Here is a 24,060-nt window from a genome sequence, read left to right as displayed (position 1 = left end):
CGGCGCGAGAAAGCGCGCCTTAACAATCCTCGCATCGACTAACCGTCGGTTGCGGCGCCACATATTTACCACAGCTTATCCTTTGCCCCGTAACGTGCGGAGGAGTCGGGAAGCGGGCTGCTTCCGGGCTGCGCCTGGTTTTCCGCGAATGGAATGGGGTGGGGGAATGTCGGTGAAGTCCAAGTCGAGCAAATCGAAGCTGCCAACGCTGCGTTTTCGCGCAAAGATCATCCTCGGCTTTGTGGCGGTGCTCGCCATCCTCGCCGTCAGCATGGCCTTCGCCTATTTCGGCTTCGAGCGAATCGCAGGCGCCGTGGCGTCCTACCGCACCAGCGTATTGGAAGCCGATCTGGCGCGGACGGTCGATCGAGAGCTGGTCGCCTATCAGGGGCTGGCAAGGGCGTATACACTGACCGGCGCAGCGGACGACGAGACCGCGGCCAAGGCCGCTGAAGGCAATCTGAAGAGCGCGATCGCCAAGTCGATGGCCGCGACGACCGGCGCCGCCCGCCGTGAGCAGGTCGGCAAGCTCGAGGCCGAATTCCAGAGCTTTACGAAAGTCTTCGGCGATATCATCACGCTGACGCGCGAGAACAACAAGATTGCGGCCGAGGAGCTCAACAGTGTCGGCAACAAGATCCGCTTCAAGTTCGACGATCTCGCCGACACCGCAGCACTGGCGGGCCTGAACTCGGTTCAGACCACGGCCAAGGACGTCACCTCGCAATATCTGGCGGTCTCCACCTCGGTCAGCGCCTTCGTGGCCAAGCCGGAGCCGAAGACCGCCGACGGCGTGATCGCCCGCATCAAGTTCCTCGAGACGCTGATGGTCTCCATCTACGCGAATGACCAGAAGATCACGGACCGCGTCAAGGAGATCGGCGAACTCCTGAAGCAATACCGCACCTCGTTCGCAAAGCTGACCGAGAACGTGAAGGTCATCGTCAAGCTGAACGGCGAGATGACCAAGACGGCGGCGACCATCCTCAAGCTCTCGGCCGAACTGCGTTCGGATCTGACCGCCGACCAGCAGCGCATCGAGGCCAGCGCCAATAGCACCATCATCGACACCGAGCAGCTGATGCTGATGATGGCACTGGGCGGGCTGGCTGTGGGCGTCGTGCTGGCCTTGTGGCTCGGCAATGGCATCTCGCGTCCGATGATCGCGATGTGCAAGGCGATGCGCGAGCTTGCCTCGGGTAATTTCGACGTCGTGCTGCCGGGCCTCGGCCGCAAGGACGAGATCGGCGAGATGGCCGGCGCGGTCGAGGAGTTCAAGGTTCAGGCGGTCGCCAAGGCCGAGCGCGATGCCGCCGCCAGCGAAGCCCAGAACCGGGAGCAGGCTGCAAGCCGCCGCGCCGAGCTGATCCGCTTTGCCGATGATTTCGAGAGCGCGGTCGGCGCCATCGTCTCCAACGTCTCGGCTTCGGCCGTGCAACTGGAATCGGCGGCCTCCACGCTGACCCGCACCGCCGAGACTACGCAGAGCCTGTCGAGCCAGGTCGCCGGCGTCTCCGAACAGGCGTCCAGCAACATGCAGTCGGTCGCGACCGCGACCGAAGAGCTGTCGGCCTCGGTCGAGGAGATCGGCCGCCAGGTCCGCGATTCCAGCCGCATTGCCGAGGCTGCCGTGGGGCAGGCCAAGGAGACCGACGGCCGCATCGGCAAGCTGTCGCATGCCGCCCAGCAGATCGGCGAGGTGGTCAAGCTGATCACGGCGATCGCCGAGCAGACCAATCTTCTGGCGCTCAATGCCACCATCGAGGCGGCGCGCGCCGGGGAAGCCGGCCGTGGCTTTGCGGTCGTGGCGAGCGAGGTGAAGTCGCTGGCGAGCCAGACCGCGAAGGCGACGGACGAGATCTCCTCGCACATCACCGGCATGCAGGGCGCCACGGCCGAATCGGTCGCCGCGATCAAGGAGATCGGCGCGACCATTGGCCAGATCTCGTCGATCGCGACGTCGATCGCGAGCGCGGTGGAGCAGCAGGGCGCGGCGACCCAGGAGATCGCGCGCAGCGTTCAGACCGTCGCACAGGGCACCCAGACGGCGGCCACCGATATCGGCCAGGTCAACCGTGGCGCGGCCGAGACCGGCTCGGCCTCGGAAGAGGTGCTGAACTCGGCCAAGACGCTGTCGAGCGAAAGCACCCGTCTGCGCGCCGAACTCGACCGCTTCATGGCGAACATCAGGGCGGCCTAGCGCCGGCGTCCGCGCGACGCTCGCTTCAGCTCCACCCTCGCGCGCTCCAAGTCGCATCTGCTGCGTCTTCGGCAGCGCCCTGCCGGCGCGCAGCGGTCTTTCGTGAATGTGTCGTCTTTCTGACCTGAGCCATGCGTCAACTCGTTGGAGCTCAATCAGAAACGGGTGTTCTTCGAGGCGCTTCCGTGGGAACCGGGCCACGCCGCATGCGTTGTCGCAGGTGGCAGGCAGAATGCCGCACCCCCATGGTTGGATCGACCCCGTCCACGTCGTGTGAACCGGGGCCGCTTCCATTGGTCAGACAACCCGATGGAATTGCAGCAAGGCCCAGCGCTGAACTATGCACCCGTAATCCCGGCGGTGACCGCGACCGATCGTATCGTCGAGACCAGCATTCCCTCGCGCCTCGACGCGCTGCCGTGGAGCGGTTTCCACACCCGCGTCGTACTCGCGCTCGGGATCACCTGGATTCTCGACGGGCTCGAGGTGACCCTGGCTGGTTCGCTCTCCGGCGCGCTGAAGCAGAGCCCGTCGCTGCATTTCTCCAATCTCGATCTCGGGATCGCCAACTCCGCCTATCTCGCGGGCGCCGTGCTCGGTGCGCTCGGTTTCGGCTGGCTGACCGATCGCATCGGACGCAAGAAACTGTTCTTCATCACGCTGGCAGTCTATCTGTCGGCAACCGCCGCGACCGCCCTGTCCTGGGATGTCGCGAGCTACGCGCTGTTTCGTTTCCTCACCGGCGCCGGCATCGGCGGCGAATACACCGCGATCAACTCGACCATCCAGGAGCTGGTGCCCGCGCGCTATCGAGGCTGGACCGATCTCGTCATCAATGGCAGCTTCTGGATCGGGGCTGCGATGGGCGCCGTCGCTTCCATCATATTGCTCGATCCCGCCGTGATCGAACCAGATCTCGGCTGGCGCCTGGCTTATCTCATTGGCGCGGCCATCGGCCTCGTCGTGCTGTTGATGCGCATGTGGATCCCGGAAAGTCCGCGCTGGCTGATGATCCACGGCCGTCCCGACGAGGCCCATGCCATCGTCGACGGGATCGAGCGCTCGGCGATCGGACATGATCAGGATCTGACGGACGAGCGCTTCACCAGGATCCGGCTGAAGATGCGCGATCACACGCCGATCAGCGAGGTCGTGCATACGTTGTTCTCGGCCTATCGCCAGCGCGCGCTGGTCGGCCTCGCGCTGATGAGCGCCCAGGCGTTCTTCTACAACGCCATCTTCTTCACCTTCGCGCTGGTGCTGACCGATTTCTACGGCATCCGCGCCGATCACGTCGGCTGGTACCTGTTGCCCTTTGCCGCCGGCAATTTCCTGGGGCCGCTCCTGCTCGGCCGTCTGTTCGATACGCTCGGCCGCCGCACCATGATCATGTTCACCTATGGCGCATCGGGCCTGCTGCTGGCCCTGTCAGGCTATCTGTTCTCGATCGGCGTGCTGAGCGCGCAGGGGCAGACGATCGCCTGGATGGTGATCTTCTTCTTTGCCTCGCCGGCCGCGAGCGCGGCCTATCTCACCGTGAGCGAGACGTTTCCCCTCGAGGTTCGCGCGCTGGCGATTGCGGTGTTCTATGCGGTCGGTACCGGTATCGGCGGCGTGATCGGGCCGGCGCTGTTCGGCGCCCTGATCGACACCGGATCGCGCGACAGCGTGTTCGCCGGCTATCTGCTGGGGGCAGTCCTGATGATCGCGGCTGCGGTCGTGGCGTGGCGCTATGCCGTCTCTGCCGAGCGGAAATCGCTCGAAGAAATTGCGCGGCCGCTTGCCTTTATGGAGTAGACTGATGAAATTGGAACGTGCAGAAATGGCGTTGGACCAGAAGCGCACCATGCCGGATGACGATGCGCCCGAAACGGTGCCGGTGCCGCATGCGCTGGTGCCGCATCTCAACGAAATTGCCCTTCTGCTCGACATCGACGGCACTCTGCTCGACCTGATGCCGACGCCGCGCGAGGTGTGGGTGCCGCCGGGCCTGTCGGAAACGCTGAACCATCTCACCGAGCGCACCTCCGGCGCGCTGGCGCTGGTCAGCGGTCGCTCGCTCAACGACATCGATCTGATCTTCGCGCCCGATGTGTTCCGCGCGGTCGGCGGTCACGGCGCAGAGATGCGGCTGTCGGTGGACAATGAAGCCGATGCGGTGCACGCGCCGCCGCTGGACAAGGAGCTGAAGCGGCGCCTGGCAGCCATCGCCAAGCTCAGCCCAGGCATTCTGCTCGAGGACAAGGGCTATTCGCTCGCGCTGCATTACCGCCTTGCGCCGCACGCGGAGAAGGCGATCTACGAATCCGTTTCGCTGATCCGCGCCGACCTGCCCAATGCGCCGATCGAGGTGCTGCCGGGCAAGTTCGTCTGCGAGATCAAGCATTCCGGCTTCACCAAGGCGAGCGGCGTGCGCGAATTGATGACGCACGAGCCGTTCAGGGGACGACGTCCATTGTTCATCGGGGACGACGTCACCGACGAGACGGTGTTCGCGATCATGCCCGACATGAACGGGCTCGCCTTCTCGGTCGGGCGCCGCGCCATGGGCGTGAACGGCCACTTCGATGCGCCGGCGGACGTACGTGCGTTCCTTGCGCACCTGCTCGATCCGAGGTGAAACGAAGGCGGCGCCACCTCGCAGACACAATGCCTTCAGCGCAGCGCCGTTGCGCGCTACCGTGCATGCTGCCCAAGACGACCGGCAAAGCTATCTTTGCAGCGGTATTCCCGGGTTCCGCAAGCGAAACCAGTTCCAACGCGCACGCCTGATTTTGGTTTCAATTGGTTGAAACGATGATCAGGAACCATATTGATGAACGGCAGTTAAACGGGGTGGAATGAACAGGAGGGGACGACCTGTGAACTTAGTCGTCGTTTCAAATCGCGTCGCCCGCGGCAAACCCAACGAGCCCATGACGGGTGGCCTTGCGGCGGCATTGCTACCGGTCGTGGAACATTCTGGTGCGATCTGGGTCGGTTCCTCCGGCCGGGTGCGCGATGGCCATCAGAAGGAACCCTTTGCCGAGATCGAGGCACTTGGGACGGGAGCGATTGCGACGCTGGACCTGCCGGCGGCGCATTACGGCGGCTATTACGAAGGCTTTGCCAATTCGGCATTGTGGCCGGCGCTGCATTCGCGCAGCGACCTGATCCGTGTCTGCCGGGACGATTACGTCAGTTATCGCGAGGTCAACGCCTTCATGGCGCGCGCCCTGATGCGCTTCCGAAAAGCCAAGACGGCGTTTTGGGTGCAGGACTATCATTTCCTCGCACTTGGCGCCGAGCTGCGCGACCTCGGAGTCGATGATCCCATCGGCTTCTTCCTGCACACGCCGTGGCCGGTCGCGGCGGTGATCCAGGGCGTGCCCAATCATCGCGAGCTGATCACGGCGATGCTGGCCTACGATCTGCTCGGCTTCCAGACCGAGGAAGATCGCCAGAACTTCCTGGGTTATGTCGGCGGTGAGCTCGGCCTCGCTATCGACGACGGCGTCGCGATCTCGCAGCACGGACGCACACGCTGTGAAGTCTTCCCGATCGGCATCGATGCCGAGAAATTTGCGCAATACGCTGCGAAATCGGCTTCGCATCCCGATGTATCGCGCTTGCGGCGCAGCCTCAACGGCGAGCGGCTTGCGATCGGTGTCGATCGCCTCGACTATTCCAAGGGCCTCGTCAACCGCATCAGCGCCTTCGACCGGCTCTGGACCGAGCAGCCGCAGTTTGCGCGCAGCATCTCGCTGCTGCAGATCGCCAATCCTTCGCGGGGCGGCATCGAGGCATATGGCAATCTCCAGAACGAGGTCGCGCGCCTCGTCTCCGACGTCAACGGCCGCCACGGCGAGGTCGACTGGACCCCGATCCGCTATTTGAACAAGGGCTTCAGCCAGGCTGTGCTCGCGGGTCTCTACCGCACCGCGCAGATCGGCGTGGTGACGCCGCTGCATGACGGCATGAACCTCGTGGCCAAGGAATATGTCGCCGCGCAAAACCCGGCCGATCCCGGCGTGCTGGTGCTGTCCAAATTCGCGGGCGCGGCCAATGAGCTGGACACCGCGCTGCTGGTCAACCCGCACGACATCGACGGAATGGCTCGCGCGATCGCAGTCGCCGCCTCCATGCCGCTCACCGAGCGCAAGATGCGCTGGGACGCGATGATGAAGAAGCTGCGCAGCCACACCATCCAGCAATGGTCCGCTGACTTCGTCGCCGAGCTCGAGAAGTGCCGGACCGAGAAGGCCGCAGTTGCCCCGCTCGCAACCCAGCCGCCGCAGGCGCTGCGCTGGTTGAAGTCGGCGATATCCGGGGTGCGGCTGATCTAAGGCTTTCGTACGCTCTCCTCGTCATGGCCGGGCGCTTGTCCCGGCCATCGGCGTGTTGCCGCGCGGGCCCTGAAACTGCGAGCTGCAAGCCGCAAGTCGAGCGCGCCTCAATAACAATACGAAACGCCATCCAGGATCGCGCATTGCCGCTTGTTCGGCGCGTTGGGATCGTCCAGCGGCACCGCGCCCTTGCCTTGGCCGACGAACACGCCAGGCCCGACATGTATCGAGCTCTTGTTGCCGATGATCACGCTCGGATGCGGCGTCGAGCTGGAGCGCGTGCCATCCGGCCAGATGATTGCATCGCCCGACAGCACCCCGCGCCGTCCGTCCTCGCAGCTCACGTCAATGCCGTGACGGCTGCAAACCTGGGCGGAGGCCGGTACGCCGAACGCGGAGCCAAGGGCCCAAATCAGGCCAAGGGCGACAATGGTCTTGCGGATGGTCATGACGGTCCCCGGTGAAGTTGCAGGCCCCGCGTGAATCGTCGCGCCAAACCCGCCTCCGGTTCAGCGGCGGGCAGGTCCAAGGATCTGCATGGACAGATATTATCATGTAAATACAACAAGTTGCGGAAAATCGCCCGATTTGCCCTGCGGTCTCTTGCAAAATCAACGGCGCCCCTTCAAGAGAGGGCGCTCCGGAGAGATGGCCGAGTGGCTTAAGGCGCACGCTTGGAAAGCGTGTGTGCGGGAAACCGTACCGTGGGTTCGAATCCCACTCTCTCCGCCATCCCATCGAAATGATCTCGTACTTCGATCTGGGGAGAGGCCAGAAATGCGGCCGTTTTTCCCGCTTTTTTGCCGACGGAGACGACCGCTCACCCACCAAATTGGTGCCAGATAGGTCTGGAGAACCGAATTTTCTCCGAATCTTAGAACATGCAAAATCGGTCCAGTACGCTTTTTCTCGGGAAGCCAGGGGCTTATTGCGGGCGCGGTTTGAATCTCTCTCGCTCAACCAATTTAGAATTCGCCGTCCGCGAGTTCGATACCTGCTTCCGCAGCCACGTGGTCCTGTTTTGCCTCCCGAAACAACCGTGAATAGGGTGGAAATCCCGGCATTTCGCACGTGTGCATTCGGCTTCGGACTCCCGGCTCGCCGAATTTCAGAGGTAAACCGCCAAAAATCTCCGGCAGCATTCGGGATTATTCCCGTTTGCACAAACAATCGACGGAGACTGGCGCGATCACCTGCCGCCCGAACCACTTCGGGACGGCGAGCAGCCTGATAAGGCTGCCGCAGCACTGCGGTTCAGAATGCATGCGACCTCGGCCACTGATAAGATTTTGAGGGAAAGCTTATCAGTCAGCGAACTGACTCCGTTTGTGTAATTTGCTTATCAGTTGGCGCGGTTTTGTGATCAATCGTAAGGTTGAAGGCCAGCATATTGGGTCGCATTAGACAGCGCCCAGCCAAAGCCGCATAGTCCAATCTTCCTAGTCGAGGTGAGCAACGGCGCAGGATCTGAGGCACGTGTTTGACTACTTGCGTAGCAACGAACGTTCGAAACAGGATAGTAGCGCAGCAGGTCCCGGATAGAGCCGTCGTTCGTCGCTGAGGTGGAGTACGCGACATTACGTCCGAAGGCTTGTTGCGGCACAGCTCGTTCAAGGGGCTATCGAAGCGCTGATGGGCTACCAGTATGCCCCGCCGAGACCAACGACTTTGAACAGAACCGCCGACTCGTCTGGCGCGTTCGCAAAAAAGATGCTGAGGACGAGCACAATAAGCGCTGCCGCCTGCAAGCGGACGTCCCCGAAATACTGCTCCTCGAGCTTCCCTCTTAGGCTTGAAATGGCGTTTGCCCGTTCGGCCATTTCTCGGTCGAGCATCTCCTTAAATCTGCGCTCGTTTGCATCCACTTTCGCATCAAGGGCTCCGACGCGGTTTTCCAGAGCGTCTACCACCGACTGCAACTTTGCTAACTGTTCTTCAGGAGTACCGGGGCTGCTCGCGCGCATGACCGCGGTGCCGACGCTCACAAAGGAGCCGACCGACATGTTAGCTGACAAGTTAACAGTTTTTCCTCGGATAAAGATAAAGCGCCATTGCCTCAGCCAACCTACGAACGTCGCGACTAGCGGGCGACGCCCAGCCGCGATCAGGGAGCCATTCAACTCATAGGCAATGCTCCAAATCGACGCCACTTCGAGCATAATTCCGTACCAGCGGACGTGATCCTTAAATTCGGGAGTCGGCATCCATTTGCTGAGCGGCAGATGGTACGCTATCAGCCAAAAGACGACCAAGGCCCCAAGCGTCGCCCAAATGAATTTCGCCTCTCTGAGCTTCGCCACAAGAATCTGGCGCGCGACGGTGGATTGTTGCAGCGGCACTATCAGTCTCCAATTTCAGCGTCTAGAGCTCAACCGGTAGCTTGGCGCTCGCAGCGGCAGGTTCGGGCCCACCCTCGACGGAATAGAAGCCGCTTCCAAGACAGGTAAGGCAGCTACTATCAGGCCGCGGCCGTTGCCGAGATTCGCTTCGTCGCACGGCTGGAAGGATCGGGTGGGGACGGTGCGCATAAGTCTCCATATAAAACTATTGCTAATATTGGGCCTGTGGAGATGGGGAAAACCGGATTTTCCGCGGGCCTGCAAAGCCGCCTTGTTCGACCTCGTGGTGGGGACAGCACTCGAACAAGAAGTGAGTAGCGCTGTTGTGCGACGCTTCCTCGCGGCTACCCCCTGTTTATCCTTGCGCTATCCCCCGTCGATATCCCACCGCTCTCCCTGTACAGAGGCTCCGCTAACCACACGTTGTCCCCACCTATCGCACCCGCTCGACGGACGTTAGCAAGCGGCGGTGATTCAAGATCAGCACTACTGCGCCGATGAAGATGGAGGCTATCCCGACGCTTCCCGACTTGAACGAATTTCCCATGATGTTGATCTCGGTGCTGCTCGTGGCGCCCACCCACATGCCATAGACGCCGACGCAGATGAGCGCGAAGCCCACGAGGGTCGTGGACCAGCCGACAAGCTTGTGAATCGGGTGCGCCTGCATGGGCGCGGGAAGGAGGCTTTCCGCTTCGGGCTTCTTCGCTGGCGCCGGTCGAGCATCTTTCAGGTACGCGACGTAGTCGCGCACGAACGGGATGATGAGCTGGCGCGTCATGTTCGACAAGTTCGACGTGATGTTATTGCCCGTGTAGTAGAATTGGTACGCGATGTCGCTTGCCTGGTCCTTCTCGGCCATTCGCTCGATAAGGAGGATGATGGTGCCAAGCTCCTTCTCATGATCGGCTGGCCAGCTCAGCTTCTTGCTGCCTAGCCAGCTTCCTCCGGTTTCGTCGGCCCCCTTAACCCAGGCGTCCAGGTCGATGCCCTGCGTCAGCCGTTGCGTGATGGGCTCGATCTCTTGGTTGCGGAGCAGCCGGGCGAGCTTCTTTATCGTCTCGCTATACGTCTGGAAGTCAGCGGAACTCAGGTCGAACGCCGCGTTGTTGAGGCGACGGTATATAGCGGCTTCGTCACCCATTTCCTGCTCCATCGGCGCTGCCGCGCGCGCCTTCGCGGCGCGGTCGAGCAGCTCCTTGCGGTACTTCTCTTTGATTTCGGCGATCCAAGGCTCAACGATCGGGTTGCCGCGATATGCGCCAACCCTTCTGTCGATGGCGGCTTCCACGTCAACGATAGCGCCCTGCACGCTGGACGGGTCGCTCGGGTCGAACTTCACCTCCGTCAGGGCCCCGTCAAGCGACTGGATGGCCTTGACCGCTTGGTCGAGGTTGCGGGTTAGGTCACCCACAGCTGTCGCCTTGATGGGCATGATTCTCACTCCGGAAGAGGGTCACTATATGCCCTTTGCAACCAGAACGGTATTCGGCGTCACATCCAACGCTACTTTATCCCGGGCAGGGTGCTGGGCCCCAGGTGTCTAAAAGAAACGGCCTGCTTCCCCGCCTCCTGCTTGCGGGTAGACGGCGGTCGTCTGCTCGAGCCGCCCAGGTTGAAGATGTTGCGCTGCTTGAAGAAACCAGCGGACGAACCCAAGGCGACTAGCATCTTGGATTATAGTCGTAGGCCTCTGCGTACGAGAGAGTGCCTCTGACGAACAGAATACTGTTCTGCGTGATGTATCAGCAGAAAAGCTCTTGTTTTAGATCGACTCACTCTCCGCCTCAGGAGCGGTCGTCTGCTTTTTCTTCTTTATCTGCCCTATCGTAACACGGGATCCATCCTAAAAATTCAACTCAAGGCAGACTTGCAGCGGTTCACATGCTAGGCGGTTGGTATTCACAATGACGAGCGAATCGCCGCGGTGTCTATCACCCGAAACAATCACTACGTCCCGCAATGGTACCAGGAGGGCTTCTTTGAGCCCGGCCGCTCGTCGCTAGCCTATGTCGATTTGACGCCGGATAGGAAAGAGCTGCCGGACGGCCGCGTGATTGTCCAGCGGGGCTCGTGGGACGATACGCCAACCACAAAAGCGTTTCGCCAGAAGGACCTCTATTCGACCTTTTTCGGAACATCCATCAATGATGAGATTGAGCGCCGGCTATTCGGTGATATCGACACGAAGGGCTCGGTCGCTGTTCGCGCATTCGCTGGCGCGGATAAGCAGCAATGGCACAAGCATTTTCAGACGCTGTTCGAATTTATCGATACTCAAAAAATCCGCACCCCGAAGGGATTGGACTGGCTACAGGCCCAATACCCCGCGATGTCGCAGAATGAGCTCATGTTCGAGATGCAGGGCATCCGTATGCTGCACTGCACTACCTGGGTGGGCGGAGTACGCGAGATCGTCTCTGCTGAAGACTCCGACGTAAAATTCATCATCAGCGACCATCCCGTGACCATCTATAATCACGCTGCCCCTCCTACGGATGCGGAGTGCGCGTATCCATTTGACCCCGGAATACACTTGAGGGGGTCTCAGACAATCTATCCGCTGAACCGGAACTTTTGCCTGATCCTCACTAACCTGGAGTATGCGAAAGACCGGAACACGAGCCCGCTCGAAAAGAAAACGTTCCCGCGAAATTATCGGCAGACCATGACACGGGTCGATGCCTTCATACGCAGCCGGAAACTCTCCGCGCAGGAAGTCGCGCAGATCAACTTCGTAATCAAGGCGCGCGCCCGCCGCTATATCGCTGCCGGCCGAAAGGAGTGGTTGCACCCAGAAAGAACCGTATCGCAGCCGTGGGAAGAGCTCCGAAACGTATTCGTCCCGCCCAAGGATGGTCTGTTCCACTTCGGCGGGGAGATATTCGTCAAGTACGAGAGCGGGGACGTCCATTATCAAGACGAGTTCGGAAGAACGGAGAAGCCCCGAGACTACCTGATAAAGAAGGTGCCGGCTACGCCTCCGCGCCCGGGAGACGCATGCGGCTGCGGGCAGGGCAAGCCGTATAGGACGTGCTGCGAGTCCAAGCCGGAAGCGCTGCGCCCGATCTGGAATGAGCGCAGCATCCGAGAACGAAACCTTATGCTGCAAAACGGGATCGTAAATGTCCTGGAGCTCGATAGCCAAAAGGATTGGGTCCAAATTCGCCGAGAGTTGACCGACGAAAAGATTGCCAAGGTTTATGGCCTGTATGAGAGCCTGTGGCCTCTCGAAACGGACTTGCTGGCGCTGTTGCCGAAGCCCGACGGCGTGCCCCGGGCGGTCTACACTGGCTCAATCCACCCCTCGGCCATCACTGAGTTCGGAATGGCGGCTCCGCTGTACTTCGGCGAAATCATCGTGGCGCATCCGTTCGTTCATTCCGGAATAGTCAGGAAGGAGCACCGGCCGACGGAGAACCCCAGCGCATACCGCCAGGACTTTCTGAAGACCATCATGTTTTTCCTGAACATAATGCCGCTCGTCGACCTTGGGGTGGTCAACCTCATACCGGATCCCTGCGATTTTGACTATCATTTGCGCACGCAGATGATGAGCATGGCGCACGCCCGTTCCGCGGCGATGCACTTCGACCCGGAGAACGAAGTCCGCCTAAAAAAGCATATGGACGAAGACGGCCGGCGTAGCATGATGCTTCTTATGCCGCCGGATTCAATGCGCAGGAGAATACGGGAGCTTATGCCGCACCTGAACGATGAGCAGGTCGAGGCGACGATGCGCTATGCCGAGATCGAGAAGGAGAATGATCCTCTGGCGGTTCTCCAGGAGGGCGCACTGAACGATGGGAAGGAGGGCGGCCTGATGAGCATGTTCATGCTTGCCCCGAATTTTGAAATGACGATGTACCTGGCGCAGGCAACCGGCGCCTGCATCGTCACGGACAGCCCGTTTCGCTGGGCTGAAATTGATAAAGCCATACGCCAGCGCTACAAGGCAGCGACGCCCGGACTCGGCACGCTCTTGCGCAGCATCGAAGGATCGAAATTCGCCTTTCCGCAGAACGTGACGGATGTCGTCGGCGCCGTCCTGGAAAAGACGGGTGCCGGCTACCCTGATCTGTTTCGGGACCTCTTCAAGTACCTCTCCCGGCTTGAAGAGCGCGGTCCAAAGCCCAACCGCGAGGCGCAGATGGCTAGTCGGTTCGCCAAGACGCATTCGGCGGCCCAAGGCGCTCTTCAAAAGTCGGACGGTCCCGTAAAGGAAGGCCGCATCTCGTGCGTCTTCCCCCCAGGAGGCATCTTGGACAACACGGTCAACCGACTTCTCCTGATGTCGAGCTCTGAGAGACACCTATCAAGCGTACCGATGGCCTTTTTCATCGAACCTGCAGATGAGGTTTTGGTTGGCGCCACGGGGCCGCTGCAACCGTGACCCGCCCATTTTCGTGCTTGTAGGGCTTTGTATTAGGCGTAGGTATTGACGTGCAGCGCCTTCGACCTCGGCGGGGTCAAGGTCCATGTTGCGTACGATAACGTCGATTGGGACTTCGTGGTGCTGGCTGATCTATTTGAGACATTCCAGGCTTCTTGTCGCCAAGTTCTCGGATTGTTGCATTTGGGGTTCCTCGAGCTCCTCCTTGGGACCGCGGGGGGCGTTGGTCGAGCCGAGGGCCTTACCAGCAACGATACCCTCGACGAAGTTCAAGAGCTCTTTCACGTGTAGTGATTGCGGTGGAGCCACCTTGGCCGGAAGCCCTCGAAGAAGCTGTTCTCGCAGTCTCGGCGTTCAGACAGCGTAAGGCCTTACGAGACCTTCGGGCGACTGATAATATCTGGTCGCAACTGGAGTCAGTTCTTGGACTGATAAGGTTTCTAACAAAAGCTTATCAGTCTGATGTAAGTTCCATAACATCCGATGTGCGGATCTACGCTTGCCAAAACCCTTCCCTTTTGGAAGCGTTTTAGCGGCTTTCGGCTTTCCGAGAGGAGCTGAACAGTGCCTGCTGCTCATCCCACTCAGCTGGTATGGATTTAAACAGCTGCGCCAGCTCAAGGCCGTCAGGTTGCAAGCCGTTCAGGATGGCTTCGGTGATGGCCGGCGAGAGCAACGTCAGCCGAAGCACGCGGGAAAGATAGGACTCATTGATCTTCTCCGCTTTGGCGAGGTCGCGCACCGTGCTGAACATGTTGGACTCGAGCATGTTGCGCCACCGATGCGCCCGAACCACAGCTTTGATCAGAGTGTTGTCGACCTGCGGTTTCGCGGGTGCCCAAGCATCAGCATTATCGGGCGTGACAACCCGCTTGCGCCCCCCAGATCGTTGCAATGAAAACGGGATGCTCACGACCATGGTTCTGCCGTCGCGGCTAAGCTTCGGTTGACCGATAGGGCCGAGGCTGAGGGTTGTCGGTCGGTTCATTCGGCGGCCTGCTGGAAGGGCTGGGGCTGCAATTCGGAGGAGAGCGATGTCAGGCCCTCGATCTTCAAAACAATGTCCATTCGGTCGGCGTGCATGTCGATGCGCTCGACGAGCAGCGCGACGATCCGTGCCTGTTCAGCCGGGAACAGCTCTTCCCAAAGTTCGTCAAAGCCAAGCAGTGCGCTACGCACCTCCGCCTCGCTAACCTCCGCGGATTGCTTGCGGAGAGCGCGCCAAGTCTGAACGATGACTTCAGGCGTTTGCAGCAGTCGGCGAACCTGATCGATGATGATTCGCTCCAACTCAGCGGCAGGGATCAGCTTGACGGGACAGTCCGATCTACCCTGCTTCATCGCGGTTTGGCTGATGTAGTAGCGATAAAGCCGGCCGGACTTCCGGGTGTGGGTTGGCGACATTGCCGCACCATCCGGACCGAACAACAGACCTTTCAGCAGGGCAGGAGATTGTGCCCGGCTATTGTTGGCGCGCTTGCGCGGGCTCTCTTTAAGGATGCCGTGGACCTGATCCCAGAGCTTCTGATCGACGATTGCCTCGTGCTCACCTGGGTATGAGGTGCCCTTATGAACGGCCTCGCCAAGATAGACCCGGTTGTGAAGAATCTTGTACAGCACGCCCTTGTCCAGGAGCTGTCCGTATCGGGTTCGTTCGTTGGCCGCAACGAGCTCGCGGGCAAGCAGGGTCGCGGATTTGAGCTGTACGAAGCGCCGAAAAATGGACCGAACTCGCTCGGCATCGGCCTCATGAACGAGCAATTTGCGGTCGCAGACTTCATAACCGAGCGGCGTCCACCCGCCCATCCATTTGCCGCGCTTGCGAGAGGCCGCAACCTTGTCGCGAATGCGCTCTCCGATCAGCTCGCGCTCGAACTGGGCAAAGGTCACGAGGATGTTCAGCGCCATGCGACCCATGGCATCCTTGGTGTTGAACGATTGGGTGACGGAGACGAACGTCACACCATAGCGTTCAAAGAGTTCCACAAGGTTGAGGAAGTCGAGCATCGACCGCGAGAGTCGATCAATTTTGTAGACGATGATGACATCTACCTTGCCGGTCTGGACAGCAGCAATGAGCCGCTTCAAGGCAGGCCGTTCGAGGGTACCACCCGAGAAGCCGCCATCATCGTAGCGATCGGAAACCGCCGTCCACCCCTCGGCTCGCTGGCTCACGATGTAAGCCTCACACGACTCGCGCTGTGCATCGAGTGAGTTGAAGTCCATGTCGAGGCCTTCCTCGCTCGACTTACGGGTATACACAGCGCAGCGAACCTTGCGAGTTGCGGGGCGGGAGCCGGCTTGTTCAAAAGCGCCGGCGAACGGGTTAGCTGCGCGCCTTGGAGGTCGACGGGAGCTCATTTGCCAGCCGAATTCTTGAGGCCGAAAAAGACCCAGCCGTTCCACTGGGTGCCGGTGATCTGGCGGGCAACTGAGGACAGAGACTTGTAGGGGCGGCCCAGATATTCGAAATCGTCGTGGCGAACGGTGACGCAGTGCTCCACGCCCTCCCATTCGCGAATTAGCTTGGTCCCGGCGACGGGGCGGAGAAGGGGACGAGCCTTGCGGTCGGCCGGCTTCTGATTGGCATATTGCTCGGCCATGGCCTTGAGCCGTTCGGTGGTTTCCCGGCTCAGACCGCCATAGGCCAATTCCTGAATGCGGTAGGCCAGCCGGCTCTCCAGGAAACGGCGATTATAGGCAGGGGGCTCCGAATCGAAAAGCTCGCGCCAGCGGGCCTTTAGAACGGGAGCAGAGGCGCCTTTCAAAGCCGCCAATTGCGACAAAATGGACTCTTTCACGGGGTAACTTCCTGGGCTTTTCGGGCCACATCACCCTCAGACCGCTCGCCACAGTCGAGCAGAGTTTTTGTCCCACAGCGGGTTTTTTGACTGGACTTTCGCTCCGAAAGACGCTGGTGGGCGACCGCAAGAATGGCCGCAATTTCCCGGAGGTCGCTGTCCGAATCGGTCATGGACTGAGTCCCAAGTGGCTCAGACCGTGTACTCGACAGCTTTTTGGGGCGTCTCGGTTGAAAAATGGCAGTGAAAGGAAGAAGAATCTCGGCCTGACAATTTGGAGATTCTCTCCCGAGTTATGGCCGCCTCAAAATATATAGCCTTCGTGGACCTGGTGAATGTGTGGTCGGAGCAAAGCGGTGAGCTACCTTTGCTCACCCTGCGCCGAATCTGCGACTGGGCGATCTCCGGCCATTTTCCAGAAGGAACATTTCTGCTCCCCAGCGGCGAACCGATCGACGTTCTCGAGGTGTATTGGGCGATGAAAAGGCAGATCGGCGCGCACGCACCGATAGATCAGGACTACGCAGCTAAGCTTCTCAATCGGGCCATTGTCAGCAAGTCTGGGATACGCAAGTTTTGTGAGGATCGAGGGGTAGAGCTACCTCCGGGCGTCGGGTCATTAGTCTCGAGTCTACGTCGTCTGGTGGGAAAGCCGAGACACCTCGGTCCCCCCGATTGTCCCGGTGGGACTGCCGCTGCGGTCCGTCGAGAAGCCATCCACTGGGCTACAGGGGGCTTTGGCGATTTGGAAGACCCCATTTTAGATAAACAGCACTCCACCCAAGGGGCGCACGAAAGCGAAGTCGATCCTTGGACTGGTCACTACGACGATGCCCGGGCAAGTGATGCTCCAGAGCTACCAGCAGAGCTTGCCGAGCTTGATAGCGAATTGAAGAACCTTGCCACCACGGCCCAGCATGAGCGTGAGGTAATTGCTGAGAAAGCTCAAGTGTTTGATCCTCAGAGCAAGCGGAGCGCTGGCCGTCCTCCCGGTTCCGGCTCCTATCAAGCAGGAGATCTAGAGCTGGTCGAGGAGATGCGGGCAGATATCCTTGCGGGTAAACATACATCGATCGCAGCCGCGGCGCGGGCTCGAGTATCGCGAGCGGCCGGGTTTGGCAGCGAGGCCTCTAAGGAAAAGCGTCTTACGACGAGATATTCCGAGCGTTATCCCGCCTGACCCCGTTTATCTGCTTTTCTCCTCCATTTAACTTCCAAGACTCGGCAGTTGTGTCTTGGCTAGCTGTCGACGCGCTGGATCGCGGAATCGTCCGCCTATAAGCCGGCGCCGAACAGTGCTGGCCGATGCCTTTTCAACCCAACGATATCTTGCTTGCCTTCAAGCACATTGCGATGTCGGAACTGCTCAATGGTACCGAGAAGCAGTTCGCGGTTTTTCTGATTGATAGTTTCAATCGGAAGACCGGCCGGTGTGATCCTTCGGAAGAAACGGCTGCTCACATCCTGAAATGTAGCACGCGGACAATCATCAGGGCTGGCAATCGCCTCGTGGAAGCCAAGTTGTTCCGTAAGCGCAAGCATGCCGGCAACCGGCATTGCAACAGCTATGAGCCGAATTGGGAAGCCTTCCGCGAGTTCGAACGTCGATACAAGCTGCGACGGAAAGAGTGGGCTGCTCGTTTTGAGCGTCCAAACCTGTCACCTTCACAATGCCAACCTTGTCAGTCTCAGACTGACAGCCTCGGCTCCTCAACCTGCCAATCGCGTCACAGTCAGCCCGACAACGATGTCATACAAACCTCTTCCATCAACTCTATTGAAGGAATGGAGCCCACTAATCATATCACATCAACCTTGCGGACCGACGCTCGCAATGAGCATCTCCCGCGCTGGAACAGAAGCAAGCTTGGCGATGAAGGAAGCGCTTCTGATGCCTCCCTTCGCTACAGCGGGCAGCGGACGAGTTCTGCAGCAGCGGCGGCGGAGGGGTCAGCCACTCGTAGGTGGAATAACGATCTACTGAATGAATTCCGCTCGACGCCAACGTTGGCCGTGATCGTGGATGCGATGGACCTTCCCATGCAAGAAGCGGCTACGGCTGCCGAACTGAGACAGAGGGGAGGGGGCCGCGATTACATTGTGGAAGAACTGTTGGCTCGTGGAGTGTTGCGACGCGTCTAGGGCCACGGGTCCTTCCGGCTTTCAGATCGCTCGCGGGTAATTCGCACCCCGCCACCGCGGCAGCTGGAAGCGATAAAAGTTAGGTTGACAAGGTTGACAAGGTTGACGTCGGCGACTGTCAGGTTGACAGGGGAGAGGTGGTCAAAAGTTTAGAAGGAAAGTTCTGAGGACCGGTCTCTCTGGCTCATTCGCAAGACTGGGGAATTGATTACGAAAAGCTACAGGCCAAGAGGTGCCAACGGTCGGGGGGTGCCCATAGGTGGGCACCCCCTATGTCTCATTGGGGTGAAATCTCTTACTTTGGGAAAGAAGAACGCCGATTTACCAGGACTTTCTGACCGTTTGAAGCAGATCCGGTCCAACAAACCCGAGTCTTTTGAACAGGGGGTGCCCATGGGTGGGCACCCCCTCATCGTGCCGACTGGTTCGAAATAGCCACGGTCTGCACGGTCATACGAAGACCGTGGCGGTCCACGGGTGGGGTCGTCAACTCGCTGCGGAACTCACAATCTGCTGGAAAAACGGTTCATCGCGCTCATGATCTGCATGCGCGGCTCAACGTCTTTGAGATAAATGGCGGTCTGAAGAAATTCGACCTCCGCAACCTGATTTGCTTCATCCACATCGATGTACCAGGACCGCGGCCTTCCGTCGGAGCCGTCGCTCCAGCGATAGCCCCGCCTCTTTAGCACATCCTTCAAGTCAAACGGGGACTGCTCCGCCCAGATCCGAATTGTCTTGTGTCGAGCCCGTTCGAGGAGAATGGCGAAAGCCGATCCAACCTGGTTTGGTACGTCTGTGGCCAAGATTTCAATCAAAGCCCGACAATCATCGATTGCGCGATGGGCTTGGTGAAAAAGTCCAACGCCGGCCAGTAAGTAGCCGAGACGCGATCCGTCAAATCCGTGCCTGCGCCACTCAATCTCTGTCGCAGAGCATGCCCACGGCTTCCGTTCAAAAAGCGGCCAATAGCGCTCGGCAAATTTCCGATCAAATTTTGCATTGTGGGCGACGATGATCACCGCATCGGAGACAAACGTCGAAACCGCCTCCGGATCGATCCTATGCCCCAGCACCATTTCGTCTGTAATGCCCGTGAGCTCGGTGATCTCGACAGGGATAGGATGCTGCGGCTCGTTGAATGATGAAAATACGTCCGTGATTCGCGCAATCCTGTCATCTGTCAGATAGTCGAATTTCACCATCGCCAGCTCGATGATTTCGTCTTGCGCTGTATTCAAGCCGGTGGTTTCGACATCCAGCAAAATGCCAGTCTTTGTTGTCTGCCCGTCGCATGGGGCGAATTCTGTCCGAGGCGTGAGCCGACGAAGGACGCGATAGTCCGGGGACCTCGATAATATGTCAGCTATTGCTGTTAGATTGATCTCGTTCGACGTCATAGAATCAACCAAAAATCAGGCGGAAGCGCGCGAAACACAATGAATGATGCCTTTTATTCTAGCTCGATCCAAGCTCTTGTCGATCTAACCCCAGACGCTATTCTGGGACGTCTCGCCAAGCAGAATCCCTTTGCACTAGATGCGCTGCAGCGCAACGCGTGGCTGAGCCAGATCGAGCTCGCGCGGGCTCAATTTGGTGGGCTCGATGGTTGGATTGCATTTGAGTTTGCGATCCCGCGCATGGGCAAGCGTGCCGATGTGGTGGTGACTACGGCGGGAATCGTTTTCGTCATCGAATTCAAAGTCGGCTCGGATCAGTTCGATGCGGCCGCCCTCGATCAAGTTGTCGACTATGCCCTCGACCTCAAGAACTTCCATGCTGGGAGCCATGATCGGCGCATCGTGCCGATCGTTGTGGCGACGATGGCGGCGAAACCATCCTTTGAGCTCGCATGGCACAATGACGGAGTCGCAAGCCCAGTCAAATCGAATGGGGACAATTTGCGAGAGATCTTCGGGCGTGTCGTGCGTGAGATACCCAAGCAGGCTGACTTGGACGGCGCCCAGTGGTCGCGGACCGGCTACAAGCCCACGCCCACAATCATTGAAGCCGCGCAGGCGCTCTACCAGGGCCATCGGGTTGAAGATATTACGCGCTCCGACGCCGGAGCTAAAAATCTAAGTCAGACGGCCGCATGCCTTGCCGACATCATCGAGGATGCCAAGGCTCACCGATGCAAGGCGATCTGCTTTGTCACGGGAGTGCCGGGTGCCGGAAAGACCTTGGCAGGCCTCAATCTCGTGACACTTCGGACAAAGGCTCACGAGGAAGAGCATGCCGTCTTCCTGTCCGGCAACGGCCCCTTGGTGGAGGTGCTGCGCGAGGCACTCGCACGGGACGAACACGCGCAATTGCAGGAGCGCGGTGAGAAAAGTAAGAAGTCCGACGCGCTCCGGAAAGTCAAAAGTTTCGTTCAGAACATTATGCATTTCCGCGACAGCAATCTCGTCACCTCCGAACCTCCGATCGAGCGAGTTGCGGTGTTCGACGAGGCGCAGCGGGCATGGGACGCCAAGCATCTGGCGAACTTCATGAGCCAGAAGAAGGGGCAGACAAATTTCCAGATGTCTGAACCTGAGTTTCTCATCAGCGTCATGGACAGGCACGACGGCTGGTGCACAATCATATGTCTGATAGGCGGAGGACAGGAAATCAACGCCGGTGAAGCTGGCCTAACCGAATGGTTTTCCGCGCTCCAGCGAAGCTTTCGAGATTGGAAAGTCTACACCTCCGAACAGCTTTCCCATCCCGACTATCATTGGGGGCAAGATCTGCCGACTCTTCTGAAGGGGCTCGATAGCCAGTCTTTGCCTGCACTTCATTTGGCCGTCTCCGTGCGTTCGTTTCGTGCCGAAAAGCTCTCTGAGTTCGTGGGCGCGTTGGTCGCAGGGCAGGCAGAAGAGGCCAAAGAGCTCTACCAGGCGATTAAGGAGGCGTATCCGATCGCGCTGACGCGCGAGCTGGATCAGGCGCGGCAGTGGCTCCGAGATCGTGGGCGAGGTTCGGAACGCATTGGTCTGGTGGCCTCGTCGGGCGCATCGCGTTTGAAGCCGGAGGGAATCAACGTTCACGAAAAGATCGAAGCGACGACGTGGTTCTTGAACGGAAAAGATGATGTTCGCTCGTCCTACTATATGGAAGATCCTGCAACCGAGTTCGATATTCAGGGCCTGGAGCTCGATTGGGTGGGGGTATGCTGGGATGCTGATTTTCGGTCGGTGGATGGCAGGTGGCAGTTCTATCGGTTTTCCGGCACACGGTGGCAGAACGTCAATGACGACAACCGCAAGGTCTATCTGACCAACGCTTACCGTGTGCTGCTGACGCGAGCGCGACAGGGGATGGTGATTTACATTCCGAGGGGGGACGCCAGGGACGCGACGCGTCCACCAGCCTTCTACGAAGGAACGGCCGCGTTCTTAGCGGAGTGTGGGCTGCCGCTGCTTGACCGAGGAGACTGAGCAGCGTGAAAGTCGGTCGCTGGCCGACTTCTTCCATAACATCTCATACTTGATGGCCAAGAGATTGTCTTGGCCCAACTCCCGCTTCGCATGGCCAATGCTGGCTTGCGCGCTACCGCGATGGAAAGCGCCTACTGCGCGCCAGAGCCGCTTCCTTGAGGCAGAAGTCACTTGCGACAGAGACTGCGTGCCCGGCCTCCCCGGACCCCTGGCCCGGGCTGATCTAGACCTAGGGTAGACTAAAATCGGGTGGCCATAGATAATGGAACGGTAGACTGAGTGCCCTCGGAAGTTGTAGTAACGCAAGCTGAGACTAATCAGACGGGGGCTCGCGGATATGACAGAGAAATCAAAAGTTGTGCTTTCGCTTGGCGCGGCGCTCGCTTCGCTAACCGGAATGTCGGTTCAGAGCGCTGAGGCAAAGACCGCAGTTGCCAACGATAGAACCGCAGTCGCGGCTGAAAACACCGGCACTAAGCCTCTGGCAAATGCCTACTATCAGGCGGGGGAAGACCTTCTCGGGTTCGTCATGACGAAGCAGGCCGACGGCACCATCGTCGCGGGACATAGCTCCCACGCGTCGCATGCTTCACATGCCTCTCATGCCTCCAGCCGCTAAGCTTCCTGCGGCGTCTCAGGTCGAGGTAGCTGTCGATTTCGATTCAAGCATCCAAAGCCTGAGTGCTTTGGATGCGGCAGCCTATCGTCTGATCGGGTCGGCGACCTGCCAGGTTGAACGGGCAGGAGACCGCTATATTTGCCACTTAATTTCTTCTGGCTATTCGCAAAATGGAGCCGCGCTCAGTTCAGACGAACTGAGGGAGCGGTTTCTGTACCTTGTTGCCGACGAGAACTTGCGGATTCGCGTTGCTGAAAAAACCGACGGCGTTCGGAACGTCATCCTCGCACTCGCCTTCGGGGCCCTGGCCACCAACCAAAATAATTCCGGATAGAGTCCTACCGGAGGACCATGGCGCGGTTTTTATCTCCTGAGACCTTCAGAACGGTAACCGAAGATCTATCGTTGTTGCCGTTCAATTTTGAGCGCACCGGCGCCAATCAATATCTTGTCGCCAACATGGTCGGCGATTTCATCCGACTGACGGAGGATGAACTGACCAGGCTGGTCGACCTTCGTGTCCGCCCCGGCGACGGTCTCTACGACAAGGCCTATGCCGCTCATCTGATCAGCGGAGCGAACCAGAAGGCGCAACGGCAGCTTTTGGCGGCCCGGCTAAGAAGCCGGATGTCGTTCCTGCAGCAGACGACCCCGCTTCATATTTTCGTCGTGACGCTGCGGTGCGAACACTCCTGCCCATATTGCCAAGTCTCGCGTCAAAGCACCGACCGATCACGCTTCGACATGAGCGAAGAGACCGCGATGCGCGCGCTCGACATCGCGTTCGCCAGCCCGACGTCACGGATCAAGATCGAGTTCCAGGGTGGGGAGCCACTTCTCAATTTTCCGCTCATCAGGAAGATTGTTGTCGCTGCAAAGCAACGGTCCGGCAAGAAGCTCGACTTCGTGATCGCGTCGAACTTGGCCTTGTTGGATGACGCCGTTCTCGAGTTTTGCAAAGAGAACAACGTCCTGCTCTCAACGTCTCTCGACGGTCCAGCCGACCTGCACAACAAGAACCGTCCCCGACCGGGTGCAAACAGTCATGAACTAGCTGTTGCCGGAATCCGGCGGGCCAGGGAGGTTCTAGGTCCCGACAGGGTCGGGGCCTTGATGACTACCACGGAGGCGAGCCTCGACCGCGTCGATGAAATCATCGACGAATATCTCGAACTGGGGCTGGATGGCATCTTCCTGCGGCCGCTCTCGCCGTTTGGTTTTGCCATCAAGACAAAGCAGTTCGCCAAGTATGACGCGCAGAAGTGGCTTGCGTTCTACGAGCGAGGATTGCGCCGGGTTCTGGAGATCAACCGACAGGGCACCCCATTCCGAGAGTTCTATGCGACGCTGCTTCTCACACGGATGCTCTCGGACCGACCCATCGGCTACGTTGATTTGCGCAGCCCCGCGGGCGCCGGCCTTGGCGCGCTGGTCTACAACTATGACGGCAGTGTTTTCGCGTCGGATGAAGGCAGGATGCTGGCCGAGACCGGTGACGACACTTTCCGGCTCGGTCACGTCGAGCGCGACAGTTACAATTCGCTCATCCTATCGGACAATCTGATCGGCGCGATTTCGTCGTCGCTGACGCAGTGCGCTCCCGAATGCTCGACCTGTGTGTATGAGAGCCACTGCGGCGCGGACCCCGTCTATCATCACGCAACGCAGGGTGATGCCTTGGGAATCAAGCCTTTGTCTGCATTTTGCGCTCGGCAAAAAGGCATCATGGGCCTGTTGCTGGATATTCTGGAGAACTCTCCGGAAGATGCTGCCATCTTGCGACGATGGGCCGCCGCATGACCCTTCCTCTCTATGGCAC

General features: G+C 59.4%; 18 protein-coding genes and 1 tRNA gene. 12 read left to right on the top strand and 7 right to left on the bottom strand.

What is annotated here, in order from left to right:
* The first annotated feature begins 166 nt into the window (after positions 1-166).
* The 4 genes from ACYCVF_RS25240 (at position 167) to ACYCVF_RS25225 (ending at position 6,525) form a co-directional block, all read left to right on the top strand.
* Positions 167-2,200, top strand: a complete 2,034-nt coding sequence (locus ACYCVF_RS25240) for a methyl-accepting chemotaxis protein (RefSeq protein ID WP_459603416.1) — start codon at positions 167-169, stop codon at positions 2,198-2,200.
* 309 nt (positions 2,201-2,509) lie between these two features.
* On the top strand, positions 2,510-3,997 hold the full coding sequence (locus ACYCVF_RS25235; RefSeq protein ID WP_459603417.1) for an MFS transporter: 1,488 nt from the start codon (positions 2,510-2,512) through the stop codon (positions 3,995-3,997).
* A gap of 4 nt (positions 3,998-4,001) precedes the next feature.
* On the top strand, positions 4,002-4,820 hold the full coding sequence (gene otsB / locus ACYCVF_RS25230; RefSeq protein WP_459603418.1) for a trehalose-phosphatase: 819 nt from the start codon (positions 4,002-4,004) through the stop codon (positions 4,818-4,820).
* Positions 4,821-5,061: 241 nt separating this feature from the next.
* Positions 5,062-6,525 (top strand): trehalose-6-phosphate synthase, encoded by a 1,464-nt coding sequence (locus tag ACYCVF_RS25225; RefSeq protein ID WP_459603419.1) that lies wholly within the window; start codon positions 5,062-5,064, stop codon positions 6,523-6,525.
* Positions 6,526-6,632: 107 nt separating this feature from the next.
* Here the strand turns inward: ACYCVF_RS25225 and ACYCVF_RS25220 are convergent, their stop codons facing one another.
* The gene (locus ACYCVF_RS25220) at positions 6,633-6,974 is read right to left on the bottom strand and encodes a hypothetical protein (RefSeq protein WP_459603420.1); all 342 of its coding nucleotides are present in this window, start codon (positions 6,972-6,974) and stop codon (positions 6,633-6,635) included.
* Between the two features lie 193 nt (positions 6,975-7,167).
* Between ACYCVF_RS25220 and ACYCVF_RS25215 the strand changes: the two genes are divergently transcribed.
* Positions 7,168-7,257, top strand: a tRNA-Ser gene (locus tag ACYCVF_RS25215).
* Positions 7,258-8,162: 905 nt separating this feature from the next.
* On the opposite strand, the gene ACYCVF_RS25210 is transcribed toward ACYCVF_RS25215, so the two are convergent.
* Positions 8,163-8,864: a hypothetical protein gene (locus ACYCVF_RS25210; RefSeq protein ID WP_459606665.1), complete on the bottom strand. Its 702-nt coding sequence runs from the start codon at positions 8,862-8,864 to the stop codon at positions 8,163-8,165.
* Between the two features lie 433 nt (positions 8,865-9,297).
* The gene (locus ACYCVF_RS25205; RefSeq protein WP_459606664.1) at positions 9,298-10,299 is read right to left on the bottom strand and encodes a hypothetical protein; all 1,002 of its coding nucleotides are present in this window, start codon (positions 10,297-10,299) and stop codon (positions 9,298-9,300) included.
* Positions 10,300-10,791: 492 nt separating this feature from the next.
* Between ACYCVF_RS25205 and ACYCVF_RS25200 the strand changes: the two genes are divergently transcribed.
* Positions 10,792-13,257 carry a DUF4238 domain-containing protein gene (locus ACYCVF_RS25200; RefSeq protein WP_459606663.1) on the top strand — a complete coding sequence of 822 codons (2,466 nt, stop codon included), beginning with the start codon at positions 10,792-10,794 and terminating at the stop codon, positions 13,255-13,257.
* 529 nt (positions 13,258-13,786) lie between these two features.
* Here ACYCVF_RS25200 and ACYCVF_RS25195 read toward each other — a convergent pair.
* The 3 genes from ACYCVF_RS25195 to ACYCVF_RS25185 are packed head-to-tail and all read right to left on the bottom strand — an operon-like array spanning position 13,787 to position 16,058.
* A complete protein-coding gene (locus ACYCVF_RS25195; RefSeq protein WP_459606662.1) occupies positions 13,787-14,245 on the bottom strand; it encodes a hypothetical protein in 459 nt (152 codons plus the stop codon).
* Positions 14,242-15,618 carry a recombinase family protein gene (locus ACYCVF_RS25190; RefSeq protein ID WP_459606661.1) on the bottom strand — a complete coding sequence of 459 codons (1,377 nt, stop codon included), beginning with the start codon at positions 15,616-15,618 and terminating at the stop codon, positions 14,242-14,244. Before ACYCVF_RS25190 ends, ACYCVF_RS25195 begins: the two co-directional genes overlap by 4 nt.
* Complete coding sequence (locus ACYCVF_RS25185) at positions 15,615-16,058, bottom strand: DUF2924 domain-containing protein (RefSeq protein WP_459606660.1); 444 nt, start codon at positions 16,056-16,058, stop codon at positions 15,615-15,617. Before ACYCVF_RS25185 ends, ACYCVF_RS25190 begins: the two co-directional genes overlap by 4 nt.
* 295 nt (positions 16,059-16,353) lie before the next feature.
* Between ACYCVF_RS25185 and ACYCVF_RS25180 the strand changes: the two genes are divergently transcribed.
* Both ACYCVF_RS25180 and ACYCVF_RS25175 read left to right on the top strand, forming a co-directional pair.
* Complete coding sequence (locus ACYCVF_RS25180; RefSeq protein WP_459606659.1) at positions 16,354-17,238, top strand: hypothetical protein; 885 nt, start codon at positions 16,354-16,356, stop codon at positions 17,236-17,238.
* 125 nt (positions 17,239-17,363) lie between these two features.
* Entirely contained in the window at positions 17,364-18,200 is an 837-nt protein-coding gene (locus ACYCVF_RS25175; RefSeq protein WP_459606658.1) for a hypothetical protein, read from the top strand.
* Between the two features lie 503 nt (positions 18,201-18,703).
* Here ACYCVF_RS25175 and ACYCVF_RS25170 read toward each other — a convergent pair.
* Entirely contained in the window at positions 18,704-19,600 is an 897-nt protein-coding gene (locus tag ACYCVF_RS25170; protein WP_459606657.1) for a 3'-5' exonuclease, read from the bottom strand.
* A gap of 39 nt (positions 19,601-19,639) precedes the next feature.
* On the opposite strand from ACYCVF_RS25170, the gene ACYCVF_RS25165 reads away from it, so the two are divergent.
* The 4 genes from ACYCVF_RS25165 to hxsB all read left to right on the top strand — a co-directional run bounded on the left by ACYCVF_RS25165 (position 19,640) and on the right by hxsB (position 24,041).
* Entirely contained in the window at positions 19,640-21,622 is a 1,983-nt protein-coding gene (locus ACYCVF_RS25165; RefSeq protein ID WP_459606656.1) for a DUF2075 domain-containing protein, read from the top strand.
* A gap of 337 nt (positions 21,623-21,959) precedes the next feature.
* Complete coding sequence (gene hxsA2, locus ACYCVF_RS25160) at positions 21,960-22,241, top strand: His-Xaa-Ser repeat protein HxsA2 (RefSeq protein ID WP_459606655.1); 282 nt, start codon at positions 21,960-21,962, stop codon at positions 22,239-22,241.
* A complete protein-coding gene (locus ACYCVF_RS25155) occupies positions 22,216-22,575 on the top strand; it encodes a hypothetical protein (protein ID WP_459606654.1) in 360 nt (119 codons plus the stop codon). The genes hxsA2 and ACYCVF_RS25155 overlap by 26 nt, the downstream gene beginning before the upstream one ends.
* Before the next feature lie 17 nt (positions 22,576-22,592).
* Complete coding sequence (hxsB, locus tag ACYCVF_RS25150) at positions 22,593-24,041, top strand: His-Xaa-Ser system radical SAM maturase HxsB (RefSeq protein ID WP_459606653.1); 1,449 nt, start codon at positions 22,593-22,595, stop codon at positions 24,039-24,041.
* Positions 24,042-24,060 lie beyond the last annotated feature (19 nt).

The sequence above is a fragment of the Bradyrhizobium cedriense genome (assembly GCF_054602315.1).
This window is presented reverse-complemented; position numbering and strand designations above follow the sequence as displayed.

Bases quoted from the DNA above. Each gene is read 5' to 3' on its own strand.
- ACYCVF_RS25165 (WP_459606656.1), top strand. From the start codon at position 19,640: ATGAATGATGCCTTTTATTCTAGCTCGATCCAAGCTCTTGTCGATCTA.
- ACYCVF_RS25190 (WP_459606661.1), bottom strand. From the start codon at position 15,618: ATGAGCTCCCGTCGACCTCCAAGGCGCGCAGCTAACCCGTTCGCCGGC.
- ACYCVF_RS25180 (WP_459606659.1), top strand. From the start codon at position 16,354: ATGGCCGCCTCAAAATATATAGCCTTCGTGGACCTGGTGAATGTGTGG.
- hxsB (WP_459606653.1), top strand. From the start codon at position 22,593: ATGGCGCGGTTTTTATCTCCTGAGACCTTCAGAACGGTAACCGAAGAT.
- ACYCVF_RS25170 (WP_459606657.1), bottom strand. From the start codon at position 19,600: ATGACGTCGAACGAGATCAATCTAACAGCAATAGCTGACATATTATCG.
- ACYCVF_RS25240 (WP_459603416.1), top strand. From the start codon at position 167: ATGTCGGTGAAGTCCAAGTCGAGCAAATCGAAGCTGCCAACGCTGCGT.
- ACYCVF_RS25235 (WP_459603417.1), top strand. From the start codon at position 2,510: ATGGAATTGCAGCAAGGCCCAGCGCTGAACTATGCACCCGTAATCCCG.
- hxsA2 (WP_459606655.1), top strand. From the start codon at position 21,960: ATGACAGAGAAATCAAAAGTTGTGCTTTCGCTTGGCGCGGCGCTCGCT.
- ACYCVF_RS25155 (WP_459606654.1), top strand. From the start codon at position 22,216: ATGCCTCTCATGCCTCCAGCCGCTAAGCTTCCTGCGGCGTCTCAGGTC.
- ACYCVF_RS25220 (WP_459603420.1), bottom strand. From the start codon at position 6,974: ATGACCATCCGCAAGACCATTGTCGCCCTTGGCCTGATTTGGGCCCTT.
- ACYCVF_RS25195 (WP_459606662.1), bottom strand. From the start codon at position 14,245: ATGAACCGACCGACAACCCTCAGCCTCGGCCCTATCGGTCAACCGAAG.
- ACYCVF_RS25175 (WP_459606658.1), top strand. From the start codon at position 17,364: ATGCCTTTTCAACCCAACGATATCTTGCTTGCCTTCAAGCACATTGCG.
- ACYCVF_RS25205 (WP_459606664.1), bottom strand. From the start codon at position 10,299: ATGCCCATCAAGGCGACAGCTGTGGGTGACCTAACCCGCAACCTCGAC.
- otsB (WP_459603418.1), top strand. From the start codon at position 4,002: ATGAAATTGGAACGTGCAGAAATGGCGTTGGACCAGAAGCGCACCATG.